This is a genomic window from Sphaerimonospora mesophila (assembly GCF_001417795.1).
In the GTDB taxonomy this organism is placed as follows: domain Bacteria; phylum Actinomycetota; class Actinomycetes; order Streptosporangiales; family Streptosporangiaceae; genus Sphaerimonospora; species Sphaerimonospora mesophila.
Genome location: NZ_BCBX01000034.1, coordinates 319,031 through 342,124 on the forward strand (window position 1 = coordinate 319,031; position 23,094 = coordinate 342,124).

Below are 23,094 nucleotides of genomic sequence, written 5' to 3' on the forward strand. Positions count from 1 at the left end.
GAGCAGACGATGAAGCTGTACGTACTCGACGGTGGGCGGATCGAGATCCTGGACTGGGCGCGATTCCAGCCGGACGCGGGGCCGGGAGTCCGGCGATGGATCTCCGACTCCTGCTATCTCATCGTCCATCCCCGGGGAACCCTCATGTGGGACACGGGGCTCCCCGACAGGCTGGCCGGAGTGGCGGAGGGGCACACGATCCCCGGCGTGGCGGTCTTCCATGTGACCGAGCCGCTGGCGGATCGGCTGACCGCCCTCGGACATCCACCGCACGAGATCGACTTCCTCGCGCTGTCGCATTTCCATCCCGACCACGTCGGCAACGTGGAACTGTTCCGCGGCGCGACATTACTTGTACAGGGGGATGAATACGCGGCCGCCTTCGGCGCCTCGCCTGGCGATCATGGATTCGATCCGCAGACCTACGCTGTGCTGCGCGAGCGGCCGGTGGCTCCACTCCACGGTGACCATGACGTCTTCGGCGACGGCACCGTGGTGATCAAGCGCCTACCGGGCCACACGCCGGGGAGCCAGTCACTGTTGGTACGGCTGCCGGACACCGGTTCCGTGCTCGTCTCCGGCGATCTGGTCCACAGCATGGAGAACTGGACACGACGCGTCGTGCCGACGTTCAACAGCGATCCGCAGGAGACCGTACGCAGCCTCGAACTGGCCGATCGCGTGCTCGCCGAGGAGAACGCGACCCTGTGGGTGCAGCACGACCTCGACCAGCAGTCGGCGCTGCGGCACGGTCCCGCCTTCTACACCTGATGCCATCCACTGCACCTGATCCTTGGGAGTTTCCATGAACGCATCCGCGTTGGGCGTCGCGGTGGTCGGCGCCGGCGCCGACCACTGGAGCGGCACGGCACACCTTCCCGCCATCGCGGCCTTCGGCGATCTTTGTCTGCGCCGCCTGGTGACCTCGAACCCGGCATCCGCTGCCGCCGCCGCGCAGCGGTGGGGGGTCGACGCGACCCACGAACTGGACGCGGTTCTGGACGACGACACCGTGGACATCGTGGCCGTGACCGTTCGCGTGCCCCGGCACGCGGCGATCGTCGAGGCGGCGATCGCCGCAGGCAAGCACGTGTACTGCGAGTGGCCGCTCGCGGTCGACGTGGCGGAGGCCGAACGACTCAGGGTGCTGTCGGACGGCAGACCCGACCGGGTACACCTGGCCGGCCTGCAGGGGCGCTTCTCGCCCCAGGTGCGCACGGCCGCGCGGCTGCTGGCGGCGGGCCGTATAGGCAGGCCGCTGACGGCCAACCTGCGGTTGTTCCTGCCCCATGGGTTGATGCCACGACCGGCGCACCGAGCGCACCTACGTCATCGCGGCGTGGCCGCGAACGTGCTGAGCATCCAGGGAGGTCACACCCTCGACATGCTGGGCATGGTGCTGGGGCCCTCCCGGGTCGGCGCCGCCCGTCTGTGGTCGGCCGTTCCGGAGTTCGTGACGGACACGGGAGAGAGGCTGCCCAGGGACGCGCCGGACAACCTCGTCGCAGTGCTCGATTACGACGGAGTCGTCGCGGTCGCCCAATTCTCCCAGACAGGTCCCAACGAATCATTCGAACTGGAGATCCTCGGCACGGAGGGCCTGTTGCGCCTCGCGGGAACCGGCCAGCCCCAGTTCGGCGGACTGACGCTCAGCCTGACGCCGTTCGGGTCCCGGACGGCCGAGACGGTGGAGCCGAGCCCGGAGCTGTCCTACGGCTCGCCGCTGCCCGCAGGGCATCCCGGACACAACGTCGCCTCGGCCTATGCGGCGATGGCCGCAGCCATCCGTACCGGACACGCGGACGTGCCTCTGCCCGATTTTCGGTCCGCCGTCAACCTGCACAAATTCTTGGCCGATATCGCCGCCCAGGCCGTTGACAGTGCCGTGAGTCGATACTCATACTAGAGCGCACATGTTAAGCGCAATGCGCACATACCGGGACAGAAAATCCCGACCTGACGTACCGAATCAAAAACGCGGATGGTGCGTATGACCCCGATCTTGGAATATCGGGACCTGTCCAAGGTTTTCTTCAAAGGTGAGCAGCGGATTCATGCCCTGGCTCACGTAACGGCCGAGGTGGAGGAGGGCGAACTGCTCGCCATCGTCGGCCCGAGCGGCTGCGGGAAGTCGACGCTGCTCAACCTCAGCGCCGGGCTCATGGAGCCCGGCACAGGCGAGGTGATCTACCGAGGCCGGCCACTCACCTGCGTCAACACCCAGGTCAGCTACGTCACACAGAAGGACAACCTGCTGCCGTGGCGTACCGTCGAGGACAACGTCGCGCTTCCGCTGGGACTCGGCGAGCGCGCGCGATCATCGAGGGACGATCGTCGCGAGCGCGTCGCCCGCTACATCGAAATGGTCGGTCTCGGTGGATTCGAGAAGCATTACCCGAGTGAGCTGTCCGGCGGCATGCGCAAGCGGGCCCAGCTCGCCCGGTCGCTCGTCTACGAACCGGACGTTCTGCTCATGGATGAGCCGTTCGGCGCGCTCGACGCCCAGCTCAAGCTCGTCCTCCAGGCGGAACTGCTGCAGATGTGGGAGGGGACCGGCAAGACGCTCGTGTTCGTCACCCACGACCTCACCGAGGCCATCTCGATCGCCGATCGGGTGATCGTGATGTCGTCCCGGCCGGGCCGCATCCGGGCCATCGAGCACATCGACCTTCCCCGGCCGCGCGATGTCTTCGGCATCCGCTTCGCCGCCGGCTTCGGCGACTACTTCGAACGACTGTGGTCCGCGCTGCGCGAGGACATCCGCCAGGGACAGGAGGTCTGAGCGATGACCGACACGGCAGTGAACCAGGCAGGCGTCGGCTCACGGTCCCCGGTCGACGAGGTCTTCCTGGTCGACCCCAGCGTCAGGGCGCGGCGTCGGCAGACGGTCATCGTGGCCGTCTCCCGTTCAGCGCTGGCGGTTCTGGGCCTGGTGGTCTGGGAGTTGGTCAGCGACAGGGTGATCTCCAGCTTCTGGATCAGCAGCCCGAGCGCGATCTGGTCGGCGCTGCTGCGGTTCGCGGTCGAGGGGCAGTTGCTGCCGGCGGTATGGGTGACGCTGCTCGAAACGGCCGCCGGTTTCGCGGCCGGAGCGGGTGCGGGCATCCTGGTCGGCCTGGCCTTCGGGATCAGTCCGCTCATCGCGCGCATCCTCGATCCCTACCTCGTCGCGCTGAACTCGATCCCCCGGGTCGCCCTGATCCCGCTGTTCATCCTGTGGTTCGGCATCGGGTTCGAAACGAAGCTCCTTTTCGCGGCGACCCTGGTGTTCTTTCCAGTCTTCTTGAACACGTTCGCCGGTGCCCGCGATGTCGACCGCGATCTGATCGACGTGATCAGGGTCATGGGGGCCTCCCGGCTCGATGTGGTCCGGCGGGTGTTCATTCCCTCCGCGCTGGTATGGGTGTTCGCCGGGCTGCGGATGTCCATTCCGTTCGCGCTCATCGGCGCGGTGATCGCCGAGATGTTCACCTCGAACGAGGGCCTCGGATATCTGATCGCGGTCACCGCCAACCAGTACGACACCGCCGGGTCGTTCGCCAGCCTGCTGGTCACGACCGTACTCGGCCTCGCCCTCACCTGGGGCGTGAGCCAGTTGGAGCGGCGCGCTCTCCGCTGGCGCTTGCACAGCGCTTGATCCCGACGATCGAATTCAGCTCCGGGGATGGCCATCAGGGGGCGGTCACCGAAATTCCCCGTCATCACAGGAAGGAACGATCCACCATGACGTCCCCGAACTCGAAGTTCCCCATGGCCATGGCCTCCCGCCGCGAGTTTCTCCGCTGGGCCGGCGTGGCCGGCGCCGCGGCGGCCGCCGTACCGGCGTTGTCGGCCTGTGCCGGTGACGACCGAACCACCTCGGCAGGCGGCGGGGGCAAGCCCCGCACCGTCAAGCTGATCCACGCGTCCAAGGATCCTCTTGTCCTGTGGTCGATCACCTATCTGGCCGAGGACAAGGGTTTCTACAAGGAGGAGGGACTCGCGGTGGAGCGGGTCCTCCTCGGCGGAGGTCCCGCGGCGCTGACCGGGCTGCTGTCCGGAGCGGGAGACGCCAACCTGTCCGCGCCTGGTGAACTGCTCTCCGCGGTGAGCAAGGGGCAACGGCTGAAGGTGTTGCTGGCACACACCAACAGCATGCCGTCGATGTTCGTCGTCAGTAAGAAGTTCGCGGATCGCATCGGGGTGACCGCCGAGAGCCCGCTCGACGACCGCAAGACGGCCATCGGCAAGGTCAAGGGCGGCCGGTACGGCATCACGGCGCCGGGCAGCCAGACTGACGGTTTCACCAGGATCGCCCTGAAACAGGCCGGCCTCGACCCCGTCAAGGATGCGAAGATCGTACCGTTGCAGACCGCAGGCAACTCGCTGGCGGCGCTGGCCAACGACCAGATCGACGGCTTCGTCGGGGTTCCCCCGGTCGCGGAGAAGGCGGTGCTCGAACTGGACGCGGTTCCTCTTCTGATCAACCAGGAGGGAGAGATCAGCGGCGCTGATCGCCTGCAGGGCATGACCTTGCAGGCCCGCGAGCAGGATGTGGCCGCGAACCCGGACCTTTACGAGGCCGTCATGCGGGCCGAGGTCCGGGGGATGCGTGCGCTCCTGGACGACCCCGACGAGGCCGGGGCGCTGCTTCGCAAGACGAGGTTCAGCCAGCTCGAAGAGCCGATCTGGAACTATGCCTGGAAGCTGCTTCAGAGCTCGTGGGGCTCACCCCATGTCACCCGGGACTCGCTCGCCGCCTGGTTCGACCACGGTCTCGTCGCGGATGCCGACGCAGGGGATTTCCCCTTCGACGACGTGGTCGACATGCGGTTCGTCGATGCCGCGCTGTCGGCCTTGGGCTGGCGGCCACCTGCCCGAGTGTGAACCGCGAAGGCGCGGGAAGACGCGGCGGCCGACAGATGCCAAGCCGGAGCGTCGCGACAACTGATCGGTTGAGCGCACAGAAAATGCGCATTACGCACGCTCTAAGCACTATTTTAGAGTGTGATGAGTTGAGGAGGGGCAAGTGGCGACAAGCAGGGCTCAGGCGAATGCCGAAGATCAGGCGTCCCGGCGGTCGGTGGTGCAGTCGGTGACTCGGGCCTTCGACGTGCTGAACCTGTTGCGTGACACCAGCTCCCCCATGTCGGTTCAGGACCTCGCCCGCAGCAGCGGTCTGGACCGCACCGTGGTCCACCGGCTGCTGCGGTCGCTGCTCCAGCAGGACATGGTGATCGAGGAACGCGGCCTGTTCCGGATCGGACCCGCCTCGGTTCTCCTCGCGAATCGATACCACGACGACCTGCTCGTCCGACGGCTGGCGCTGCCGTACATGGTCGAAATGCAGTCCGGCGAGATCGCCGACAAGCCCTGGACGGCGACCCTGTCCATCGCTGTCGGCGACGTCTCCGCGGTCATCGAACGGATCTGGACCCCTCGTACCCCGCTCGACCTTGTGCTCGCCGTGGGCGACACCTTTCCGATCCACAGCACGGCGACCGGGCGGAGCATGCTCGCGTACTACGAACCGGACAAGCTCGCGGAGGTCGTCGGCGCCGAGTTGAGCGAGGAACTGGCCCCGATCCTGGAAAGCGTGCGGCTCGCCGGGGGGATCGGCCTGTCGAGAGGCGAGGCGGTGCCCGGAGTCGAGGCGATCGCGGCGGTCATCCTGTCCCGGCGGCAGGCACCGGTCGCGGCCATCAGCGTCTCCGGAGTCGACCTCGGAGATCAGATGGACCACACTTCGCCGCTGGCGTCGACGCTGCGCCGCGCGGCGAGTGCCATCGGCCAGATGATCCCCTGAGAGGAGGCCCGGCCCGCCGGCCGTGCCGCTGAAGACCGATCACCGGTGACGACCAACCGGTGAGGGGCCACCAGGACGGCATCACCCGTCCGGTGTGATGGGTTCCGCTGCCCTTCGTTATGCCGTATGAGAAGTGACCCCTCAGGACCGGGAGCCCTCGGCTCCCCGCAGCGACGACTTCCCACATCGCACACCGGCCGACGCGCGCCCGCAGGCTCATGGTGCTGCTGCACCGATTCGGGTCATTCCCCACCCGACGAGCCCTGACCGGTCCAAATCATCTCTCCTGACTCGAAATGGATAACGAAATGAGCGTAATGCACCCGAACTGTGGCGATAGCGAGATTCGCCCGTTCAAGATCGAGGTTCCGGAGGCCGCCCTGAATGATCTGCGAAACCGGCTCGCCGGGACTCGTTGGCCCGACGAGCTTCCCGGTGTCGGCTGGGACTACGGCACACCGCTCGGCTATCTGCGCGAACTTGTCGAGTATTGGCGGACGGTCTACGACTGGCGGGAACACGAGTCACGGCTCAACGAGTTGCCACAGTTCACCACCGCGATTGATGGAGCGAACGTGCACTTCATCCACGTACGCTCCCCGGAGCCGGACGCGCTACCGCTGATCATCACGCATGGCTGGCCGGGGTCGGTGGTGGAGATGCTGGACGTCCTCGGCCCGCTGACGGATCCACGCGCACATGGCGCCGCCGCCGCTGACGCCTTCCACGTCGTGGTGCCGTCCATCCCCGGTTTCGGGCTGTCCGGGCCCACCCGCGAGACGGGATGGGATGTCCGGAGGATCGCCGCTGCATGGGCGGTCTTGATGGAACGGCTCGGCTATCGGAACTACGGGGCGCAGGGCGGGGACTGGGGGGCGAGGATCTCCTGGGAACTCGGCGCTCAGGATCGTGAGCATGTCGTGGGGGTGCACGTGAACATGATGGTCGCCGCGGCACCGGACCATCCGGCCGAGATGGCCCGACTCGATGACGAGGACCGTGCCAGGCTGGCCCGCCGGCATCGCTTCCACGCGGAGCTGTCCGGTTACATGAAGATTCAGGCGACGAGGCCACAGACCCTGGCATACGCGCTGACGGACTCTCCGGTCGGCCAACTGGCCTGGATCGTCGAAAAGTTCAAGGAGTGGACCGACTCGGAGCACGCACCGGAAGACGCCGTCGATCGTGATCGGATGCTGACCAATGTGATGCTCTACTGGCTCACTGGCACCGCCGGTTCCTCGGCCCGGCTGTACTACGAATTCTCCCGCTCCGGGAGTTGGGGTCCACCGGCTCCGTCGGAGACGCCCACCGGCGTCGCGGTGTTCGCGCATGACATCGCCCAGCCCATCAGGTCCACCGCGGAACGTGACAACAACATCGTGCACTGGTCGGAATTCGACAGGGGAGGACATTTTGCGGCGATGGAACAGCCGCTGCTGCTCGTCGAGGACATCAGGAAGTTCTTCCATCGTTTCCGCTGATGCCAAGTTTTGCGCCGATTCTCTACTGATGCGTCGAGTAGACCGACGGAGGACGGTTCACGGTGCTTCCAGAAGTTGGTCCTTCGCTTCCCCGCGTCTCCCCCCATCGAGCGGAAAGCGCAGACCTACCAAAGGTGGTGACAGCGTCTTCGATCGCCTTCATGATGACCGCGCCGGCACAGACCACCACCATGTCCGTGTTCGTCGACCCGCTCATCGCCTCCCTCGGCGTCTCCCGCTCGGCGGTCTCCACCGCATACTTGGTGGGAACGCTTGGTTGCGCGATGCTCGTGCCCTTCCTCGGCCGGACGATCGACCGCTACGGGCTCCGCCGGGCCACCGGTGCCATCGCGCTTTGTTTCGGAGTGATCCTCATCGCATCGAGTGTCGCCACCGATATCGTCGGGCTGACGGTCGCGTTCGTAGGTATCCGTGTGAGTGGTCAGGGAGCGCTGCAACTCGCGGCCACCACCATCGTCGCCGCCTACCTCCACGAACGCCGCGGTCTCGGGATCGGGATCAGCTCGGCCTTCGGCGCGGCGGGCATCTCGCTGGCACCCGTGCTCGTAGAGCGACTGGTCTCGGCGTGGGGATGGCGAACCGTGTGGATCATCGAAGGGGTCTCGGTGGTCACGCTGGTCGTTCCGGCAGTGCTGCTCCTCCTGCCCCGCCGACCGGCCAAGGGTACGGCGGTCGGGGTACCGCCGGCTCGGCGGCCCGCAGAGTTCGAAGACTGGACCCTGCGGCGGACGCTGCGTACCGGCATGTTCTGGGTCGTCACCGGTGGTGTGGCGATCGTGGCCCTGGTCGCCGCCGCCCTCCACTTCCACCAGGTATCGGTGCTTGGCGAACGGGGCCTGACCCAGAGCGAGGCAGCCGCGACATTCCTACCGCAGACCATCGCCGGACTGCTGACCACCCTTGTCGCGGGCTGGCTCGCCGATCGCTTGTCCGCACGCGTCCTGCTCGCCTTGACCATGATCTTCGTCGTGTTGGGGATCATCGGAGCCGGTTGGCTCTCACGCGGCCCCACCGTGGTGGTCTACAGTCTCGCGATAGGCGCCGCTGCCAACGGGATACGCGCCATTGAAGCGGCCGTCTTCGCGCGACATTTCGGAACAGTACATCTCGGCGCGATCCGCGGCACCGTGCACGGCATTACCGTGGGGGTCTCCGCCTTCGGCCCATTGATGCTCGCGCTGGGTCGGGAGCTCGCGGAGTCATATCAACCTGTTCTTCTCATCACTGCCTTACTGCCACTGGCGGTTGCGATCGCGGCATTCGTCGTCCGCACCCCGGAGAGGGCGGAGCCGAACCCGCGTGATCTGACGCAGCAGGAGGAGAGCACAGACCGCGAGGATGTGCGCTAAGGCGATCGGCGCGCAGCGGCGCAGCCCGGTGAACCTGCTGGGGGATCTGTCCGAGGCGGATTCGCCTGGAGGTCGGCGCCATTCCGGGCATCGATATGCCAGGAGATTATTCAGGTTTTCCATCGCGGTCGGGTCAGGTCCGTTCTCGCACAGCGGGACGATTACATGCCCGTGCGGTACGGGACGCCGATTTCCGCCGCGCCCACTCTTCGCTGATCGCGTCGGCGATCACAACACCTGATCGACCGAGATCAGCTTGTCGCCCGCCAGACCGCGAAGTTTCCCGCAGCACCGATCCCACCCATCCGACGACACAGGTGAGGGGCTCCGTTCCATGTCGCCGCCGAGCATTCTAGCGAAACAACTACTGTTGTGTTTTGAACAACCGTAGTAGTGTCCATCCATGTCGAACCGGCGTGAACGTCTCCTGGATGCCGCGATCTGCCTCCTGGGCGAAGGCGGGGTGCGGGCGGTCACGCATCGGGCCGTCGATGCCGCGGCGGGGGTGGCAGCGGGTTCCACGGCCAACTACTTCTCCACCCGCGACGCCCTCTTCAATGCCGTGGTGGAGCGGTTCTCCGCGCGCGAGCGGGCGGACTTCGACGACATGGCGGCCCGGACGTTCCCCGCCACCCCCGCCGAGCTGGGCCGCGTCCTGGCCGAGTTCGCGCGCGACTCAGCGGGCCGGAACCGGACGCTGACGCTGGCCCGCTACGCCATCCTCGTCGAGGCCGCGCACGAACCCGCCCTCCGGGCGCAGCTGGCCGCCACCGGGAGCCGGGTCAACGCCTGGTTCGCGAACTGGCTGCGGCTCGCCGGTTCGCGCGACCCGGGGCGCGACGTGCACGTGGTCGGCAACTACATCAGCGGATTGGTGCTGCACCAGCTGGCCGTCCCGGCCCCCGGCTTCGATCCGGCTGAAAAGATCACCGCGCTGATCGAGTCATTGATCGGCCATCGGACGGCTTCACCGGTGGCCGGCGGCGGAGCCGAACCCGCGTGATCTCACGCAGAAGGAGGGGAGCATGGACCGCGAGGACGTGTGGAAGGCGATCGACGTGCAGCGGCGCGGCCTGGTCGACCTGCTGGAGGATCTGTCAGAGGCGGAGTGGCGGCGCCCGTCGCTCTGCGAGGGCTGGACGGTGCGAGACGTCGCCGCCCACGTCGCCCTGCAGAACATGAGCTGGTCGGCGCTGCCGGGGGCCATGCTGGACGCGGTCAGATCGGGCGGCATGAACGCGGGGATCCGAGCCATGGCGTGCCGGCACGCGAGCCGGCCGACCGAGCAGATCATCGCCGAGATCCGTGGCCGGATCGGTGTGTGGCGGCCCCTCCCGAGCGTCACATTCCGGGAGACCGCCATCGACTACCTCGTGCACGCGCAGGACATCGCCCTGCCCTTGGACCGCCGGATCGACACGCCGCCGGTCGCCGCGCTGGCCGCCGCCGACCGGCTGTGGAGCCGGGACCGGATGTTCCACGCGCGCCGGAGACTGGCCGGGTTCCGGCTGGTCGCGAACGACGTCCGCTGGAGCGCCGGCGAGGGCGAAGAGGTGACGGGGCCGATCAGTGCGCTGTTGCTCCTGCTCACCGGCCGACCGGCCGCCATGGCCCTGCTCGACGGCGCCGGCGCGGCCGCCCTGCGGGCACGCCTCGCGCCACTGCCGTAGCAGGGCCACTGCCATGGCCGCGGCCGGGGGACTTCGGGCCATTCCGGGCGCGGATTACCGGGGGGATTATACGGGTTTTCGATCGACGCCGGGCCGGGTTGAAGACCACGTTCTCGCGATGGCGGGTGATTGCACATCCGTGCGGTGCGGCCCGCCGATTTCCACCCGCGTCCACTCTTTGTCGACCGATATTTACCATAGGTAATAACCATCCGTCATGCCGGCTTCCGGAAATTCACGGAGAAAGGCCGGTCCTCCGGAGGAGCACACCGTCCGCCGTGGCCGGGAGCCCGAGCTCGGCGGCCGGTGAGCCGAGGCTTTCGCCGCGGCGTCCGCCGGCCTGATGCGCCTCGGCGAGCCCATGCAGCATCACGGTCTCGCCGAGCAGATCTCCGGCTCGGTGGCAGGCCGTCAGGGCGGCCCGATGGGTGCGTTCGACGTCGGCCCAGTGCGACCGTACGGCCGCGACGTTCAGGAGCGAGGCGGCCAGCTCCCAGGCCAGCTCGGCCAGGCCGAGGGCGGACGCCTGCAGCACGGCCGCGACCAGAGCGTCCCGTTCGTCGGCGAACCACCCGAGCGGGTCGGCGGCCGCCCTCGCGCGGACCTCGCCCGGAGGCGGCCAGCGCGGCGCCCTGCCGCGGACCGCGGGGTACAGGCGCGACGGCAGATGATCGTCGGCCTCCTGGGCCAGGGAGAGCAGGGCGGCGAGAGTACGCGTGATCATGATGCGGACGGCGGCGTCGCTCTCGTGCGCGGCGGCCTGCTCACGCGCGAAGCGGCGGACCAGATCGTGGAACCGGTAACGGGTCCGCCCGGTGCCGTCCGGCGTCGTCACCTCCAGCAGCCGGGCGTCGGCGAGCGTGTCGGCGAGCTCCTCCGCCGACTCCGGCGTCGTCTCCAGCATCATCGCGATCGCCCAGGCCGGAAACGAGGGGAGCTCCAGGAGTCCGAGCACCCGGAAGGCGCGCTGCGCCGCCTCGCCGATCCGGTGGTAGCCGGCCGCGACGCTGCCCCTGACGTCCAGGTCCCCCAGGGCGAGCTCCTCCAGCCCGCCTGCCGACAGGCGCGCGGCGAGGCGGCCCAGCGTCCAGTGCGGGCGGGCGGCGAGGCGTGTCCCGGCGACGCGCAGCGCCAGCGGCAGGCCACCGCACAGCCGGACGAGTTCGGCGGCGCTGTCGCGTTCCGCTTCGACGCGCCCACGCCCGAGGATCGCCGCCAGCATGTCGTGCGACTCCTCCGGCCGCAGCGTGCCGAGATCGAACGACGAGGCCCCCGGCCAGTCGGCCAGCCGCGACCGGCTGGTCACCAGCACCGAGCAGGTGGACGTGCCGGGCAGGAGGGGCCTGACCTGCGCGTGGTCGCCGACGTCGTCGAGCACCACGAGGATCCGGCGGCCGGCGAGCTGGCTGCGGTACAGATCCACGCGCTCCTCCAGCTCCTGGGGGAGCGCAGTGCCGTGGACGCCGAGGGAGCGGAGGAACCGCCCGAGCACCCGGACGGGGTCGGCGGGCCGCCCGCCGGTGCCCGACAGGTCGGCGTAGAGCTGGCCGTCGGGGAAGGCGTCACTCAGCCGGTGGGCGACCCGCACGGCCGCCGACGTCTTGCCCACCCCGCCCGGCCCGGTGACGAGTGCCACCGCGACGGGTCCGGACGTACGGCCGGTCAGCGCGTCCCCGATCCGTTCCACCAGCTTCTCCCGGCCGGTGAAGTCGGCGATGTCGGCCGGCAGGAGGCACGGCCTGGGCGGGCTCGCCGTGGACGGCGGCCCGAAAAGAGAGGACGGCCCCGCGTCCTGCCGCAGCACACGCAGGTGCGCCTCACGCAGTTGCGGACCGGGATCGATGCCGAGCTCGTCGGCGAGCCTCGCGCGGATCGACTCGTACTCCGCCAGTGCCTCGGCCTGCGCTCCGGCCGCTGCGAGGGCGAGCACGAGCCAGGAGTGCACGACCTCGTTCAGCGGCTCGCCCGAGGCGACGGCACGCAACTGGGGGAGGACCTCGTTCGGCAGGCCGAGGTCGAGGCCGATCTTCACGCAGCGCAACAGGACGTCGACCCGTTCCTGGTCGATCGCGCGTACCCAGGGGTGTCCCTTGAGCACATGGTCCAGGTCGGACAGGCAGGGCCCCTGCCACATCTGGAGCGCCCGCAGCGACAACCCCAGGGACTCCCGGGGCGAGACGGCCTTCCCGGCCTCGGCCGCCATCGCCCGGAAGTGCACGAGGTCGGTGTCGCACCGGTCGAGCCGGATCACGTAGGCCGAGCCCAGCCCGGTGAGCCAGGAGCGACGGGAGTGGGCGACATGAGCCGGATCGAGGCGTCGGCGCAGCCGTCCCACGTAGGTCTGCACCAGATTGACCGCGGAATCGGGCGCGCCATCGCCCCAGACGGCATCGATGATCTCCTTGCGGCGTACGGGTGTCCCCGCCTTGAGTAGCAGCAGTGCGAGCACGGCCCTTTGCTTTTCGGAGTTGAGCGTGATTTCGGTCTCCCCGCGCCATACCCGTAATGAACCCAGGAGGCTGAACCGTATCTCGGTCATTTCTCTCCGGCGAAGATCTGCGGCGATGTCGGGAATTCATCATATGATTCGGCCGAATATCAATCGAGGTCGTCGTGTGTCCAATAACGGCCAACTCCTCTGCCTTTCGCCATGCCCGATCGCCGTCTCCTCGGTGAGCATTCAGGTGTGACCGTGAGTGACACGCGCTGGTCACCAGGTGGGCGTGATGGGCGGCCGCCGTGGTCATCCGTACGTGCTGACACTCCACTGACGGTCGACTGGACGCACCCGCGCCGCCGGCCCGGCCGGTTCCAGCACGGTGCCGATGCCGCTCCAGCCCCGGCGGTCATGGTTGGAGGCAGCCCTTGCGACAGCGGGAGGAGGTGCGAGATGAAGAAGATCAAGATTCGTAAGACCGGCCCGGTCCGCCTGACCGCCGCGGCGTGCTCGATTTACAAGAACGCGAACTGACGCGGGTTCCGGGCGGTGCGCCGGGTACGGCATGCCCGCGCTCGGCGCTCCGTTCACCACCGCCCGCATCCCGCCGCCCTTATCCCGAACCAGGAGGGCCGCCCGTGACCGAAGCAGAGGCCGTGGACGACGGGCCCGTGATCGATCTCGACCGTCCGCTTCCGCTGCACCCGCTCGTCTACCTCGAGGAGGGCGACGAGGTGACGGTGGGCAGGCCGGACATCGACTCCTACGGCATCTTCCCCCCCGACGGAGCCGAGGTGCTGCGCCGGCTGGAGCAGGGGACGCCGCCGCGTGAGGTGGCGGTCTGGTACGAGACCCGCTACCGGGAGAGTCTCGACATCGATGATCTGGTCGCCTCGCTCGGCGAGCTCGGCTTCGTCCGCGAGTCGGACCTTCCGGGCGGTCCGGCGGACGGTCCGGCGGACGTCCCCCCACGCTGGAGGCGGCTCGGCGCCGCGCTCTTCTCGGTTCCCGCGTGGATCTGCTACGGCCTGCTCGTCACGTGGGCGCTGATCGCGATGGCGCGCCGGCCCGATCTCGTGCCGAGCTACCGCAACGTCTTCTTCACCGACTACTACTCGGTGATCCAGGCGGCGCTGTTCGTCGCGGCCATCCCTCAGCTGCTGCTGCACGAGGGCTTCCACGCGCTCGCCGGACGGCGGCTCGGTCTGCGCTCCCGCCTGCGGATCTCCCGCAGGCTCTACTTCGTGGTGCTGGAGACGTCGCTGGACGGCCTGGTCGCCGTGCCGCGCCGGAAGCGGTACCTGCCGATCGTGGCCGGGATGCTGGCCGACGTGGTCGTGATGGCCGTCCTCACGATCGCGGCCGACCTCACCCGGGGCGCGGGAGGCGCGCCCTCGCCCGGGGGCCGGTTCTGCCTGGCGTTCGCCTTCGCCGTCATGCTCCGCATCCTGTGGCAGTTCTCCCTGTACCTGCGCACCGACCTGTACGTCCTCGTCTCCACCGCACTCGGCTGCGTCGATCTGCACACGACGGCCATGCGCATGCTGCGCAACCGGGTGAACCGGCTGCTCGGCCGCCGGCGCCGGCTCATGGACGAGTCGGACTGGCACCCCGTGGACCGGCGCGTCGCACGCTGGTACTCCTGGCTGATCGTGGCGGGCTACACAGTGAGCCTCACCACGTTCGCCGTGGCGATCGTCCCGATCGTCCACCGCATGTTCGCCGGAGTCCTCGGCCGCTTCACCGGACACGGCGCGTCCTGGCCGGAGCTGCTGGACTCGCTCGTCTTCTCCGGCTTCATCCTCGGGCAACTCGTCGTCCTCGCGTGGGTGGCGGCCCGCGAGCGGTACCGCGGCCGGGCCCGGCGGCTCGACCATGTCATCGCCTGAAAGGGAGCACCATGGGCAACCATCACTGGATCAGGGCTAGCCTGCGCCGCGACCGCGAACGGTTCCTGGAGGGACTGGACCTCCCGCCGGTCCTGGCCGTGCTCGACGCCCACCGGCGGCTGCGCGGGCCGTACACCGCCGCGGGCGCGCTGATGCGGCTGATCGTGCCGGACGCGCTGCGGCGCCGGCCGGAGCTGGGGCCGGCGCACAACATCGAGATCCTGACCAGCGCTCCGGAGCTCGCCCACCTGGTGCCCCCGATGTGGACGTCGCTGGAGTGGACCGCACGGAAGGGCGAGCGCACTCGGTTCTACTCCCGGCTGCACACCCTCAACATCGCCAACGGCCTGGCGGAGCTGCTGCGCGACCATCTGCGGGCGTCTGGCGGCGAGCCCCGCACGCTCGTCTTCGAGAACGTGTACCAGGCCGACCCCACCGACCAGGAGTTCGTCGCCGTACTGCTGCGCCGCGGCGACCTCGGCGGGCTGACCGTCGTGGTCGGCACGGATCACGAGCCGATCGCCGACCCGCCGGGCGAGATTCCGATCTCCCTGGCCGGGGTCCTGGAACGCCACGCGACAGGCGTGGACGCTCCGGCGAGCGCCGACCCCGGCCCCGGTCCGGACGCGGCGGAGGGCGCGCGTGCGTACGTCGACAGCGAGGGGACGGCGGACGACCCCCGGCTGCTCGCGGCCTACCTGCGGCTGGACGAAGCGGAGCGGGCGCGGCTGCACGACGAGCGGGCGGCGACGCTCGCGGGCCGGGGCGAGTTCTCCCTGTCGCTGGGCGCGATCCCTTATCACGCCGAGCACGGCGCCGACCCCGCCGGCGCGGGCCTGACCGCGCTGCGTACGGCGATGGACCACTGCCGCGGCATCGGCCTCTACCAGGCGGCGGCGGACCTCGGGCTGCGCGGCAGGGCGATCGTGGACCGGTACGCCCAGGAAGAGCAGTGGTGGCACTTCACCAACGCGACGAGTACGACGCTCGCCTCGCTCGGGCGGGCCGACGAGGCGATGGCCATCTACGACGAGGCCCGGGCCGTCAGCACCGATCCCCTCGTGCACATGGAGCTCGCCTACAGCACCGCGATGCTGTACGCCCGGCACTATCCGGAGCCGCGGCGGGACTACCAGCGGGCGCGTGCCTGGATGAACCTGTCGATCGCCATCGCCTCCCTTGCCGAAGATCCCAAGAAACGCGCCTTCCACACGGTCTTCGGGCACAACGGCCTCGCGCTGGTCGAAGTGCGTCAGGGCCGGGCGGACGAGGCGCTGCGCATGCTCGAGGACGGCATGGCCAGGCTCAACCGGGAGCTCGCCCCGGGGGAGCACGTCCTGCACCGGGCGGTGCTGCGTTACAACCGCGCCCAGGTGCTCGGCATGATGGGCAGGCTGGAGGAGTCGCTCGGCGACTACCAGACCGTCGTCGAGCTCGACCCGGACTTCCCCGAGCACCACTTCAACGTGGGCAACATCCTGCGCAGGCTCGGCCGGGACGAGGAGGCGATCGCCGCCTACGAGCAGGCGCTGCGCCTGTCGCCGCCGTTCCCCGAGGCGTACTACAACCTCGGCGACGCCCGGCTCGAACTCGGCGACGTCGAGGGGGCGCTGGCCGACTTCGGCTACACGCTGGAGCTGGACCCGGCGCATCTGGACGCCCGGATCAACCGGGCCGGGCTGCTGTGCGAGCTGGGCCGGTCCCACGACGCCTGGGCGGACGTCACGACCGGGCTCGGGCTCGCCCCGGCCAATGCCCACCTGCTGTGCCTGAAAGGCCGGCTGCTCGCCGAGCGCGGCGACCGGGGCGGCGCCCGTGAGGCACTGTCGGCCGCGATCGACCGCGACGGACGGCTCGCCGAGGCGTGGGCGCTGCGGGGCGAGGTCGCGTACGCCCTGGGCGACCTCACGGAGGCCGCGCACGACCTGGATCGGGCGGTGGAACTGTCGGGCACCCCCGAGATGCGGTTCAACCGGGCCGTCGTCCGTCAGGAGTCCGGCCGCTACGCCGACGCCGCAGCCGACTACGAGATCGTGCTGGCCGCCACCGGCGACGAGGACACCCGGGAACGCCTGGACACCTGCCTGACCACGCTGCGCGCTCAGGCCCGCGCCGACCTGTCGGCCTGATCCTGAGGCGAGCCGCCGTCCCGGATCGTGCGCGATGCTCCGGGACGGCGGACGGCGACCGGCTGCGGCGAAGGTCCGCAACATTCCAACGATTTCCGGCATCTCATGAAACATGGGATTGCAACCGATTCTCGCGGCGCTGCTCCTGACGCCGGTCACCCTGACCGGACAGCCCGCCGCGGCGACCGCGCCGATCACGATCGCGTACGCGCAGCGAACGCAGACCTGGGAGCTGGTGCTGACAGACGGAGACGTGGTGGAGGTGCCAGAGGCGCTCACCAAGGCGCCAAAGGACGCGGTCAACGCCGGCGCCTCTGCGCCGTTCCTGGTCAGCGGGGACGGGCGGCATTTCTTCTACTACCGGAAATCGGACGGGCTGTTCGTCGAGCGGACCCTGAACGGCAGGGAAAGGGTGGTGTCGCGGCGGATCACGGCGTTCGCGATCGACGAGGAATGGCCGTCGGTGTCGGACGACGGAAGCTATGTGGTCACGACGACCTCGGCCCCCGGCGTGGGGGTCTTCGTGGACCTGCGTAAGGGCAAGACGTCGCCGCCTCCGGGGAAGACGGACGCGTGGGGCTTCATCGGATTCAGCCCGGACGGCGGGCGGCTGCTCCTGGCGGGGGATCGGCTGACGGTGTTCGATCGAGGGCTCCGCGCCAGGACCCGGCTGAAGACGCGGCTGTGGCCGACGGCGCTGGCGAACGACCACCGCACGGCCGCCGTGCCCGTCGGCAAGGAGCAGAAGTACCGCGAACTGCGCCTGCTCGACCTGCGCACCGGCCGCGCGAGCCGTACGGTGGCCGTGGGGCTGCCGCGCGGACAGTACATCGACGACCTCGACTTCGACAGGGCGGGACGCCTGATCGTCCGGTCGAAGACCCGTACGGGAGTGGCGATCTACCGGGTATCGAAGGCGACCGGCAAGGCGACGCTGGTACGGACGATCGCCAGGCCCGACACGAAGGTCTGGGTGCTCCCGGGGGACGATACGTACGAAAAGTGGACGGAAAAGTAGAACACCCGGGCCGCTCTCAGGGCCCCCAAGGCGACGACGTCCTCGGGCTGCGAAGCGCGTGCCCCCGTACGATGGCAGGACGGGCGCTCGCCGCGAGGGGCGGGCGGCCCGGTGGAGAGCTGTGGAGCGGACGGCGATGCAGACCTTCCTGCCCTATCCCGATTTCGCCCGCACGGCGCGGGTGCTCGACCCGCTCAGGCTCGGCAAGCAGAGAGTCGAGGCACTGCAGATCCTGCGTGCGCTGACCGTGCGGGGGTACGGCTGGCGCCACCATCCGGTCGTCCGCATGTGGGCGGGCTACGAGGAGGCCCTGGTCAGGTACGGCCTGGAGGTGTGCGATCAGTGGTGCTCGCTGGGCCGGGCCGACACCTGCTCGGCGAGCATGGTGCGTGAGCTCGCCGAGCGCTGCGACCTCGCGACGCCGCGCCGGCAACGCCTGCTGGGGGAGGCCGGCGAACTTCCGCCCTGGCTCGGCGACAGAGACCTGCACCTGAGCCACCGCTCCGTCCTGTTACGCAAGGCTCCCGAGTTCTACCGCCCGATCTTCGGCGACGAGCCCGACGACCTCCCCTACGTCTGGCCCGCCTCCGACCGCCCGCCGAGGTGCCTGCCGCCACCGGACGCGAGCCTCCAATAGGCCGACCTGGTCCAGGACCCACAACCAGAGAACGGAAGACACGTATGGCTGACGAAGTCGTCGGCATCGTCGGGGCCGGCATCGTCGGGCTCGCGATCGGCCGGGAGATCACCCGGCGCAGGCCGGGCACCGGTGTCGTCGTCATGGAGAAGGAGGACCGGGTGGCCGTCCACCAGACGGGTCACAACTCCGGCGTCGTGCACGCGGGCATCTACTACAAGCCGGGCAGTCTCAAGGCCCGGCTGTGCACCCGGGGCCGGGACATGCTGCGCGAGTACTGCGCCGGGCGCGGCCTGCCCTATGACGAGTGCGGCAAGCTCGTCGTCGCGGTCAGCGAGGCGGACGTGGCGCGGATGGACGATCTCTACGCCAGGGCCGACGTGAACGCCGTGCCCGGTCTGCGGCGCATCGGTCCCGAGGAGATCAGGGAGATCGAGCCGTACGCCACGGGCCTGGCGGCCCTGCATTCGCCCAGGACCGCCATCACCGACTTTCCCCGCATCGCGCGGTCGTTCGCCGACGACATCGTCGCGGCCGGGGGCGAGGTGCGGTTCTCCTATCCCGTCACCCGCATCGATCGGGTCGGCGGGGAGTTGGAGATCGGCTCGGGCGAGCGGGCCGTCCGGGTGAACCATTTGATCGTCTGCGCCGGCATCCACGCCGACCGGGTCTCGGGGCTGGCCGGTGACGCGCCCGAGCCGCGGATCATCCCGTTCCGGGGTGAGTACATGCTCATCTCCGAGGAGAAGGCGCACATGGTGCGCGGGCTGATCTACCCCGTTCCCGACCCCGGATATCCCTTCCTCGGAGTGCACTTCACCCGGCGGATCTCGGGGGCGGTGGACGTCGGCCCGAACGCGGTCCTGGCCCTGGCCCGCGAGGGCTACCGCCGTACGGCGATCTCCCCGGCGGATCTGCTCGGCATCGCGAGCTGGCCCGGCATGTGGCGGATGGCGCGCCGCCACTGGCTGACCGGAGTCAGGGAAATGTACGGATCCCTCTCCAAACGTGCCTATATGAAGGCCGCCCAGCGTTATGTGCCGGAGATAGGCGCGAAAGACGTCGTGCGGGCCGGCGCGGGGGTGCGCGCGCAGGCGCTCGACCGCGACGGCGGCCTCGTCGACGACTTCCGCATCAACCGGCTCGGACCGGTCACGACCGTGCGAAACGCGCCCTCTCCCGCGGCGACCTCGTCCATGGCGATCGCGGAGTACGTCGTCGACGTCATCGACGGCGAAGTGAGCTCGTGAAAACCCGTGGAACGGATGGGTTCCCGCGACGACCGATCGAGCGGGGACGGGACGGGACCCCCGCCGCGAGGCGGCCTCACGTCATGACATCTGGGGATTCGAGCAGTTCGCGCAGCGCCTGCAGGAACAGCACGGCGTCGCGGCCGTTGACATAGCGGTGGTCGTAGGCCAGCCCCAGGTTCACGACGTCCCGCGTGCCCACCTGGCCGTCGTCCGCGACGACGGCCTCGCGGTACGGCCCGGCGAGCGACAGCGCGCAGATCTGCCCGGGGAACACGATCGGCACGGCCAGTACGACGCCGTCGTCGTTGTGCAGGGTGACCGTGAGGTTGGCGCCGGTGAGGTCGCGTTCGCGGAACGTGCCGCGGAAGGCGGCCGTACGATAGCCCATCAGCTCTCGGGCGATCTCGCCGAGCGGGCGGTTTCCGGCGTCGTGGACGACCGGGACGTAGAGCCCCTCGCCGACGTCCATCGTGACGCCGATGTCGGCGGTGCCGGCCCGTCGCACCCGGGCCGCGTCCAGCGGAGTGGCGAAGCACAGCGGGAAGCGCTCCACGAGGCTCGCCGCCGCCTTGACCAGCAGCTCGGGCAGGCCCACCAGGGCGCGCAGCGCCCTGGTCCGCTCGGCGGCGAGCCGCAGGGCCCGGGTCACCTCGACCCGGACCACGGAGTAGGCGGCGGGCACGGTGCGGTGCGACAGCTCGACCACCTCGGCGGTGCGCCGCTGCGCCTTCGTCAGCGCGATCGTGTCGCGCGCGACGGCCAGCACGTCCGCGCGCCGGATCACGCGCGTGCCGAGCGCCCGTACGTCTTCCGCGTCGACGCCCAGCTCCGCCATCAGCGCCCGCGCCGGAGCCGTGATCACGGGCTCGCCGCCGACCGGGGCGGCCGGAGTGGTCGAGGCGGCGGGGGTGGCGGGCGACGGCTCGGCCGGTTCCGGAACGAGGGCGACGCCGTCAGGCTCGGCGGTGGGGGAGGGGGCGGGCCCGGCCGCCGCGTCCGGCGCCGACAGGCGGGCGATCACCTGGCCGGGCGCGCACTCGGCGTTCACCGCGATGACGTGGTGCAGCACGCCGGAGGCCTCGGCGACCAGCTCCTCCGCGGCCTTGGAGGTCTCCACGACCGCGATGGGATCGCCCTCCAGCACCGGTGAGCGATCCTCGACGGTCCACTCCACCAGCAGATAGCTGCTGTCGTTGTTGTTGAGCTTGGGCACCCTGATGTCGATCAAGAAAGGGCCTCCCGTACGGCCAGGCGGATCGTGTCCTCGCCCACCAGGACCGCGCTTTCCAGGTGCGCCGCCGTGGGGATGACGCTGTCGGCGGCGCTGACCAGGCCGATCGGCCTGGTCAGCCGCGACCACAGCCGCGGATAGAGGGTCTGCGCCACCTCGGCACCCCAGGTGCCTCCGGCCGTCCCGTCCTCGACCACGCAGACGTGGCCGGTCACGTCACCGAGGATCGGCGCCAGGTCCAGCGGGTAGAGCCGGGCGGGCACCAGCAGCCGGCACAGCAGGTCGTCCTCGATGAGCAGCGCGCGCATGGCGGCCAGCGCGCGCCGGGTCAGCCCGCCCGGCGCGATCAGCGTGCAGTCGTAGCGGGTCTCACCCGGCACGCCGACCCGGGCCCACCCGGACGGCCCGCCGACCAGATCGAAGCGGAACAGGTCGTCCACGACGCCGTCGCGGAAGATCCGTTCGGTGTAGAGCACCTTGTCCTCGAACAGCACGCACGGCTCGCCGAGTGACAGCAGGTGCGTGAGCAGCTCACCGGCGTGGTGGAACGGGCTCAGCTCGTGCAGCGACAGCCCAGGGACCCCGACGAAGTGCTTCTGCAGGCTCTGGCTGTGCGTCGGGCCGTAGCCGCGCCGCCCGCCCGTGGGGCAGCGGACGATGAGCGGCACGGGCACCGGCCTGCCGTACATCGTGGTGGACTTCGCGGCGAAGTTGACGATCTGGTCGAAGGCGAGCGTCACGAAGTCGGAGAACATGATCTCGACGATCGCCTTCTCACCGGCCAGGGCCAGCCCGGCCCCCGCGCCCACCAGCGTGCCCTCGCTGAGCGGGGTGGACAGCACCCGGTCGGCGAACCGGCTGGACAGCCCCTTTGTGATCTTGAAGGCGCCGCCGTACGGGTCGCGGATGTCCTCGCCGAGGACGAACACGCGCGGATCGGACTCCAGCAGGGTGTGCAGCGCCGCGTTGAGGTGATCGGCCATCCGGGGGGTGCGGGCGGCGCCCGTGGCCGGCGTGCCCGCGTTCGGTGCGCCTTCGCTGATCCGTACGCTCACGGGGCGGCCCGCCACACGGACGGCGGGCGGGCGGCCACCTCGTCGGTGATCCGTGCCATGCGGAGGCGCTGCGCCTCGTCGGCCGCCGCGAAGACCTCGGGGAAGGCGGCCGCGTAGCGCACGTACCAGTCGGCCGCCCGCACCCGGGTGAGTTCCTCGGCCGAGCGGGTGTCGTCGCCCTTGCTGTGCGGGCCGACCCGCCGGGTCACGAACTCGATCACGGTCGGGCGGCCCTCCTCGCGCACCCGCCGCACCGGTTCGGCCAGTTCGAGGCGGATCAGGTTGAGGTCGATGGAGTCCGTACGGTGATGGGCGGCGCCGAAGGCGGCGGCGCGCGCCGCGATGGTGCCGGACATCTGTGCGGTGGTCGGGGTGGACTGCGCGATGCCGTTGTGCTCGACCACGACCAGCAGCGGCAGCCGCCACAGCGCCGCGAGGTTGAGCGCTTCGTAGACCGCGCCCTCGCCCCAGGTCCCGTCGCCGATGTGCACGCAGGCGAGCCCGCCGTCCCCGGCCCTTTTCAGGCTGAGCGCGACCCCGGCGGCGACCGGCATGCTCTCACCCTGAACGCCGGTCGACAGGAACCTGCGGTGGTAGATGTGCTGGCTGCCGCCGACCCCCGCGCAGAGGGCGCCCTCCCGGCCCATGATCTCGGCCAGCAGCCCGTGCGGCTCGTCGTGTCTGGCCAGGAAGTGACCGTGCCCGCGGTGGTTGCTGAACACGTAGTCGTCGTCGTCCAGCAGCGGGCGCAGCGCGACCGGCACGTACTCCTGACCTAAACAGGTGTGCGTGGTGCCGTTGAGCCGGCCCTCGCCGAACAGGCGCAGGAGGGTCAGCTCGAAGTGCCGGATCAGCAGCAGACGGTCCAGATCCTCCCCGCTGGGCGGGGACAGCGGGACCGTGTCGCGGTCCAAGATCGTGCTGGTCATGAGGTGACGAACCTTCCCGTCGTCGGGTCCAGCGTCGGAGGAGGTTGCCGGGGGTGGCCGTGCGTTCGCCGTGGTCGGAAACGGGGACCGGGCGAGGCGCACGTGTGCCGCCGATCCGGCCGGCGCATGGGCGGGCCGAGTCGGCAGGCGGTTTTTGGCGGATGCGTTGGGAGCGCTCCCAAACCGTATGGAGCGGCCCGCTGGGGT

Annotated in this window: 19 protein-coding genes; 15 read left to right on the forward strand and 4 right to left on the reverse strand. The window is 69.7% G+C overall.

Annotated elements, in window-relative coordinates:
- Positions 1-9 precede the first annotated feature (9 nt).
- The 10 genes from AP234_RS13470 to AP234_RS13515 all read left to right on the forward strand — a co-directional run bounded on the left by AP234_RS13470 (position 10) and on the right by AP234_RS13515 (position 10,309).
- Positions 10-771 carry an N-acyl homoserine lactonase family protein gene (locus AP234_RS13470; protein ID WP_055479953.1) on the forward strand — a complete coding sequence of 254 codons (762 nt, stop codon included), beginning with the start codon at positions 10-12 and terminating at the stop codon, positions 769-771.
- Between the two features lie 34 nt (positions 772-805).
- Positions 806-1,906, forward strand: coding sequence for a Gfo/Idh/MocA family protein (locus AP234_RS13475; RefSeq protein ID WP_055479954.1), 1,101 nt, complete (start codon positions 806-808; stop codon positions 1,904-1,906).
- 84 nt (positions 1,907-1,990) lie between these two features.
- Entirely contained in the window at positions 1,991-2,782 is a 792-nt protein-coding gene (locus AP234_RS13480) for an ABC transporter ATP-binding protein (RefSeq protein WP_162842201.1), read from the forward strand.
- Between the two features lie 3 nt (positions 2,783-2,785).
- Positions 2,786-3,637 carry an ABC transporter permease gene (locus AP234_RS13485; protein WP_055479955.1) on the forward strand — a complete coding sequence of 284 codons (852 nt, stop codon included), beginning with the start codon at positions 2,786-2,788 and terminating at the stop codon, positions 3,635-3,637.
- Between the two features lie 86 nt (positions 3,638-3,723).
- Positions 3,724-4,866, forward strand: a complete 1,143-nt coding sequence (locus AP234_RS13490) for an ABC transporter substrate-binding protein (protein ID WP_055479956.1) — start codon at positions 3,724-3,726, stop codon at positions 4,864-4,866.
- A 142-nt stretch (positions 4,867-5,008) separates the two neighbouring features.
- Positions 5,009-5,785, forward strand: a complete 777-nt coding sequence (locus AP234_RS13495) for an IclR family transcriptional regulator domain-containing protein (RefSeq protein WP_055479957.1) — start codon at positions 5,009-5,011, stop codon at positions 5,783-5,785.
- Positions 5,786-6,093: 308 nt separating this feature from the next.
- Complete coding sequence (locus AP234_RS13500) at positions 6,094-7,269, forward strand: epoxide hydrolase family protein (RefSeq protein WP_055479958.1); 1,176 nt, start codon at positions 6,094-6,096, stop codon at positions 7,267-7,269.
- Between the two features lie 137 nt (positions 7,270-7,406).
- On the forward strand, positions 7,407-8,639 hold the full coding sequence (locus AP234_RS13505) for an MFS transporter (RefSeq protein WP_055479959.1): 1,233 nt from the start codon (positions 7,407-7,409) through the stop codon (positions 8,637-8,639).
- Between the two features lie 403 nt (positions 8,640-9,042).
- A complete protein-coding gene (locus tag AP234_RS13510) occupies positions 9,043-9,642 on the forward strand; it encodes a TetR family transcriptional regulator (RefSeq protein ID WP_055479960.1) in 600 nt (199 codons plus the stop codon).
- A 22-nt stretch (positions 9,643-9,664) separates the two neighbouring features.
- On the forward strand, positions 9,665-10,309 hold the full coding sequence (locus tag AP234_RS13515; RefSeq protein ID WP_055479961.1) for a maleylpyruvate isomerase family mycothiol-dependent enzyme: 645 nt from the start codon (positions 9,665-9,667) through the stop codon (positions 10,307-10,309).
- Positions 10,310-10,544: 235 nt separating this feature from the next.
- Here AP234_RS13515 and AP234_RS13520 read toward each other — a convergent pair whose 3' ends face one another.
- The gene (locus AP234_RS13520) at positions 10,545-12,848 is read right to left on the reverse strand and encodes a BTAD domain-containing putative transcriptional regulator (RefSeq protein WP_055479962.1); all 2,304 of its coding nucleotides are present in this window, start codon (positions 12,846-12,848) and stop codon (positions 10,545-10,547) included.
- 536 nt (positions 12,849-13,384) lie between these two features.
- Here AP234_RS13520 and AP234_RS13525 point away from each other — a divergent pair.
- The 5 genes from AP234_RS13525 to lhgO all read left to right on the forward strand — a co-directional run bounded on the left by AP234_RS13525 (position 13,385) and on the right by lhgO (position 19,669).
- Complete coding sequence (locus AP234_RS13525; protein ID WP_235558155.1) at positions 13,385-14,635, forward strand: hypothetical protein; 1,251 nt, start codon at positions 13,385-13,387, stop codon at positions 14,633-14,635.
- Between the two features lie 11 nt (positions 14,636-14,646).
- On the forward strand, positions 14,647-16,764 hold the full coding sequence (locus AP234_RS13530; RefSeq protein ID WP_055479963.1) for a tetratricopeptide repeat protein: 2,118 nt from the start codon (positions 14,647-14,649) through the stop codon (positions 16,762-16,764).
- A 112-nt stretch (positions 16,765-16,876) separates the two neighbouring features.
- A complete protein-coding gene (locus tag AP234_RS13535) occupies positions 16,877-17,782 on the forward strand; it encodes a hypothetical protein (protein WP_152990398.1) in 906 nt (301 codons plus the stop codon).
- A 121-nt stretch (positions 17,783-17,903) separates the two neighbouring features.
- Positions 17,904-18,419 (forward strand): MSMEG_6728 family protein, encoded by a 516-nt coding sequence (locus AP234_RS13540; RefSeq protein WP_235558156.1) that lies wholly within the window; start codon positions 17,904-17,906, stop codon positions 18,417-18,419.
- A 44-nt stretch (positions 18,420-18,463) separates the two neighbouring features.
- The gene (gene lhgO / locus AP234_RS13545; protein ID WP_055479965.1) at positions 18,464-19,669 is read left to right on the forward strand and encodes an L-2-hydroxyglutarate oxidase; all 1,206 of its coding nucleotides are present in this window, start codon (positions 18,464-18,466) and stop codon (positions 19,667-19,669) included.
- A 76-nt stretch (positions 19,670-19,745) separates the two neighbouring features.
- Here lhgO and AP234_RS13550 read toward each other — a convergent pair whose 3' ends face one another.
- Genes AP234_RS13550 through AP234_RS13560 form a run of 3 tightly spaced genes read right to left on the reverse strand, consistent with a single transcriptional unit; the run spans position 19,746 to position 22,887 of the window.
- A complete protein-coding gene (locus AP234_RS13550; RefSeq protein ID WP_055479966.1) occupies positions 19,746-20,900 on the reverse strand; it encodes a 2-oxo acid dehydrogenase subunit E2 in 1,155 nt (384 codons plus the stop codon).
- Entirely contained in the window at positions 20,897-21,958 is a 1,062-nt protein-coding gene (locus AP234_RS13555) for a transketolase C-terminal domain-containing protein (protein WP_235558157.1), read from the reverse strand. The genes AP234_RS13550 and AP234_RS13555 overlap by 4 nt, the downstream gene beginning before the upstream one ends.
- Positions 21,955-22,887: a thiamine pyrophosphate-dependent dehydrogenase E1 component subunit alpha gene (locus tag AP234_RS13560; RefSeq protein ID WP_055479967.1), complete on the reverse strand. Its 933-nt coding sequence runs from the start codon at positions 22,885-22,887 to the stop codon at positions 21,955-21,957. Before AP234_RS13560 ends, AP234_RS13555 begins: the two co-directional genes overlap by 4 nt.
- Positions 22,888-23,094: the final 207 nt, after the last annotated feature.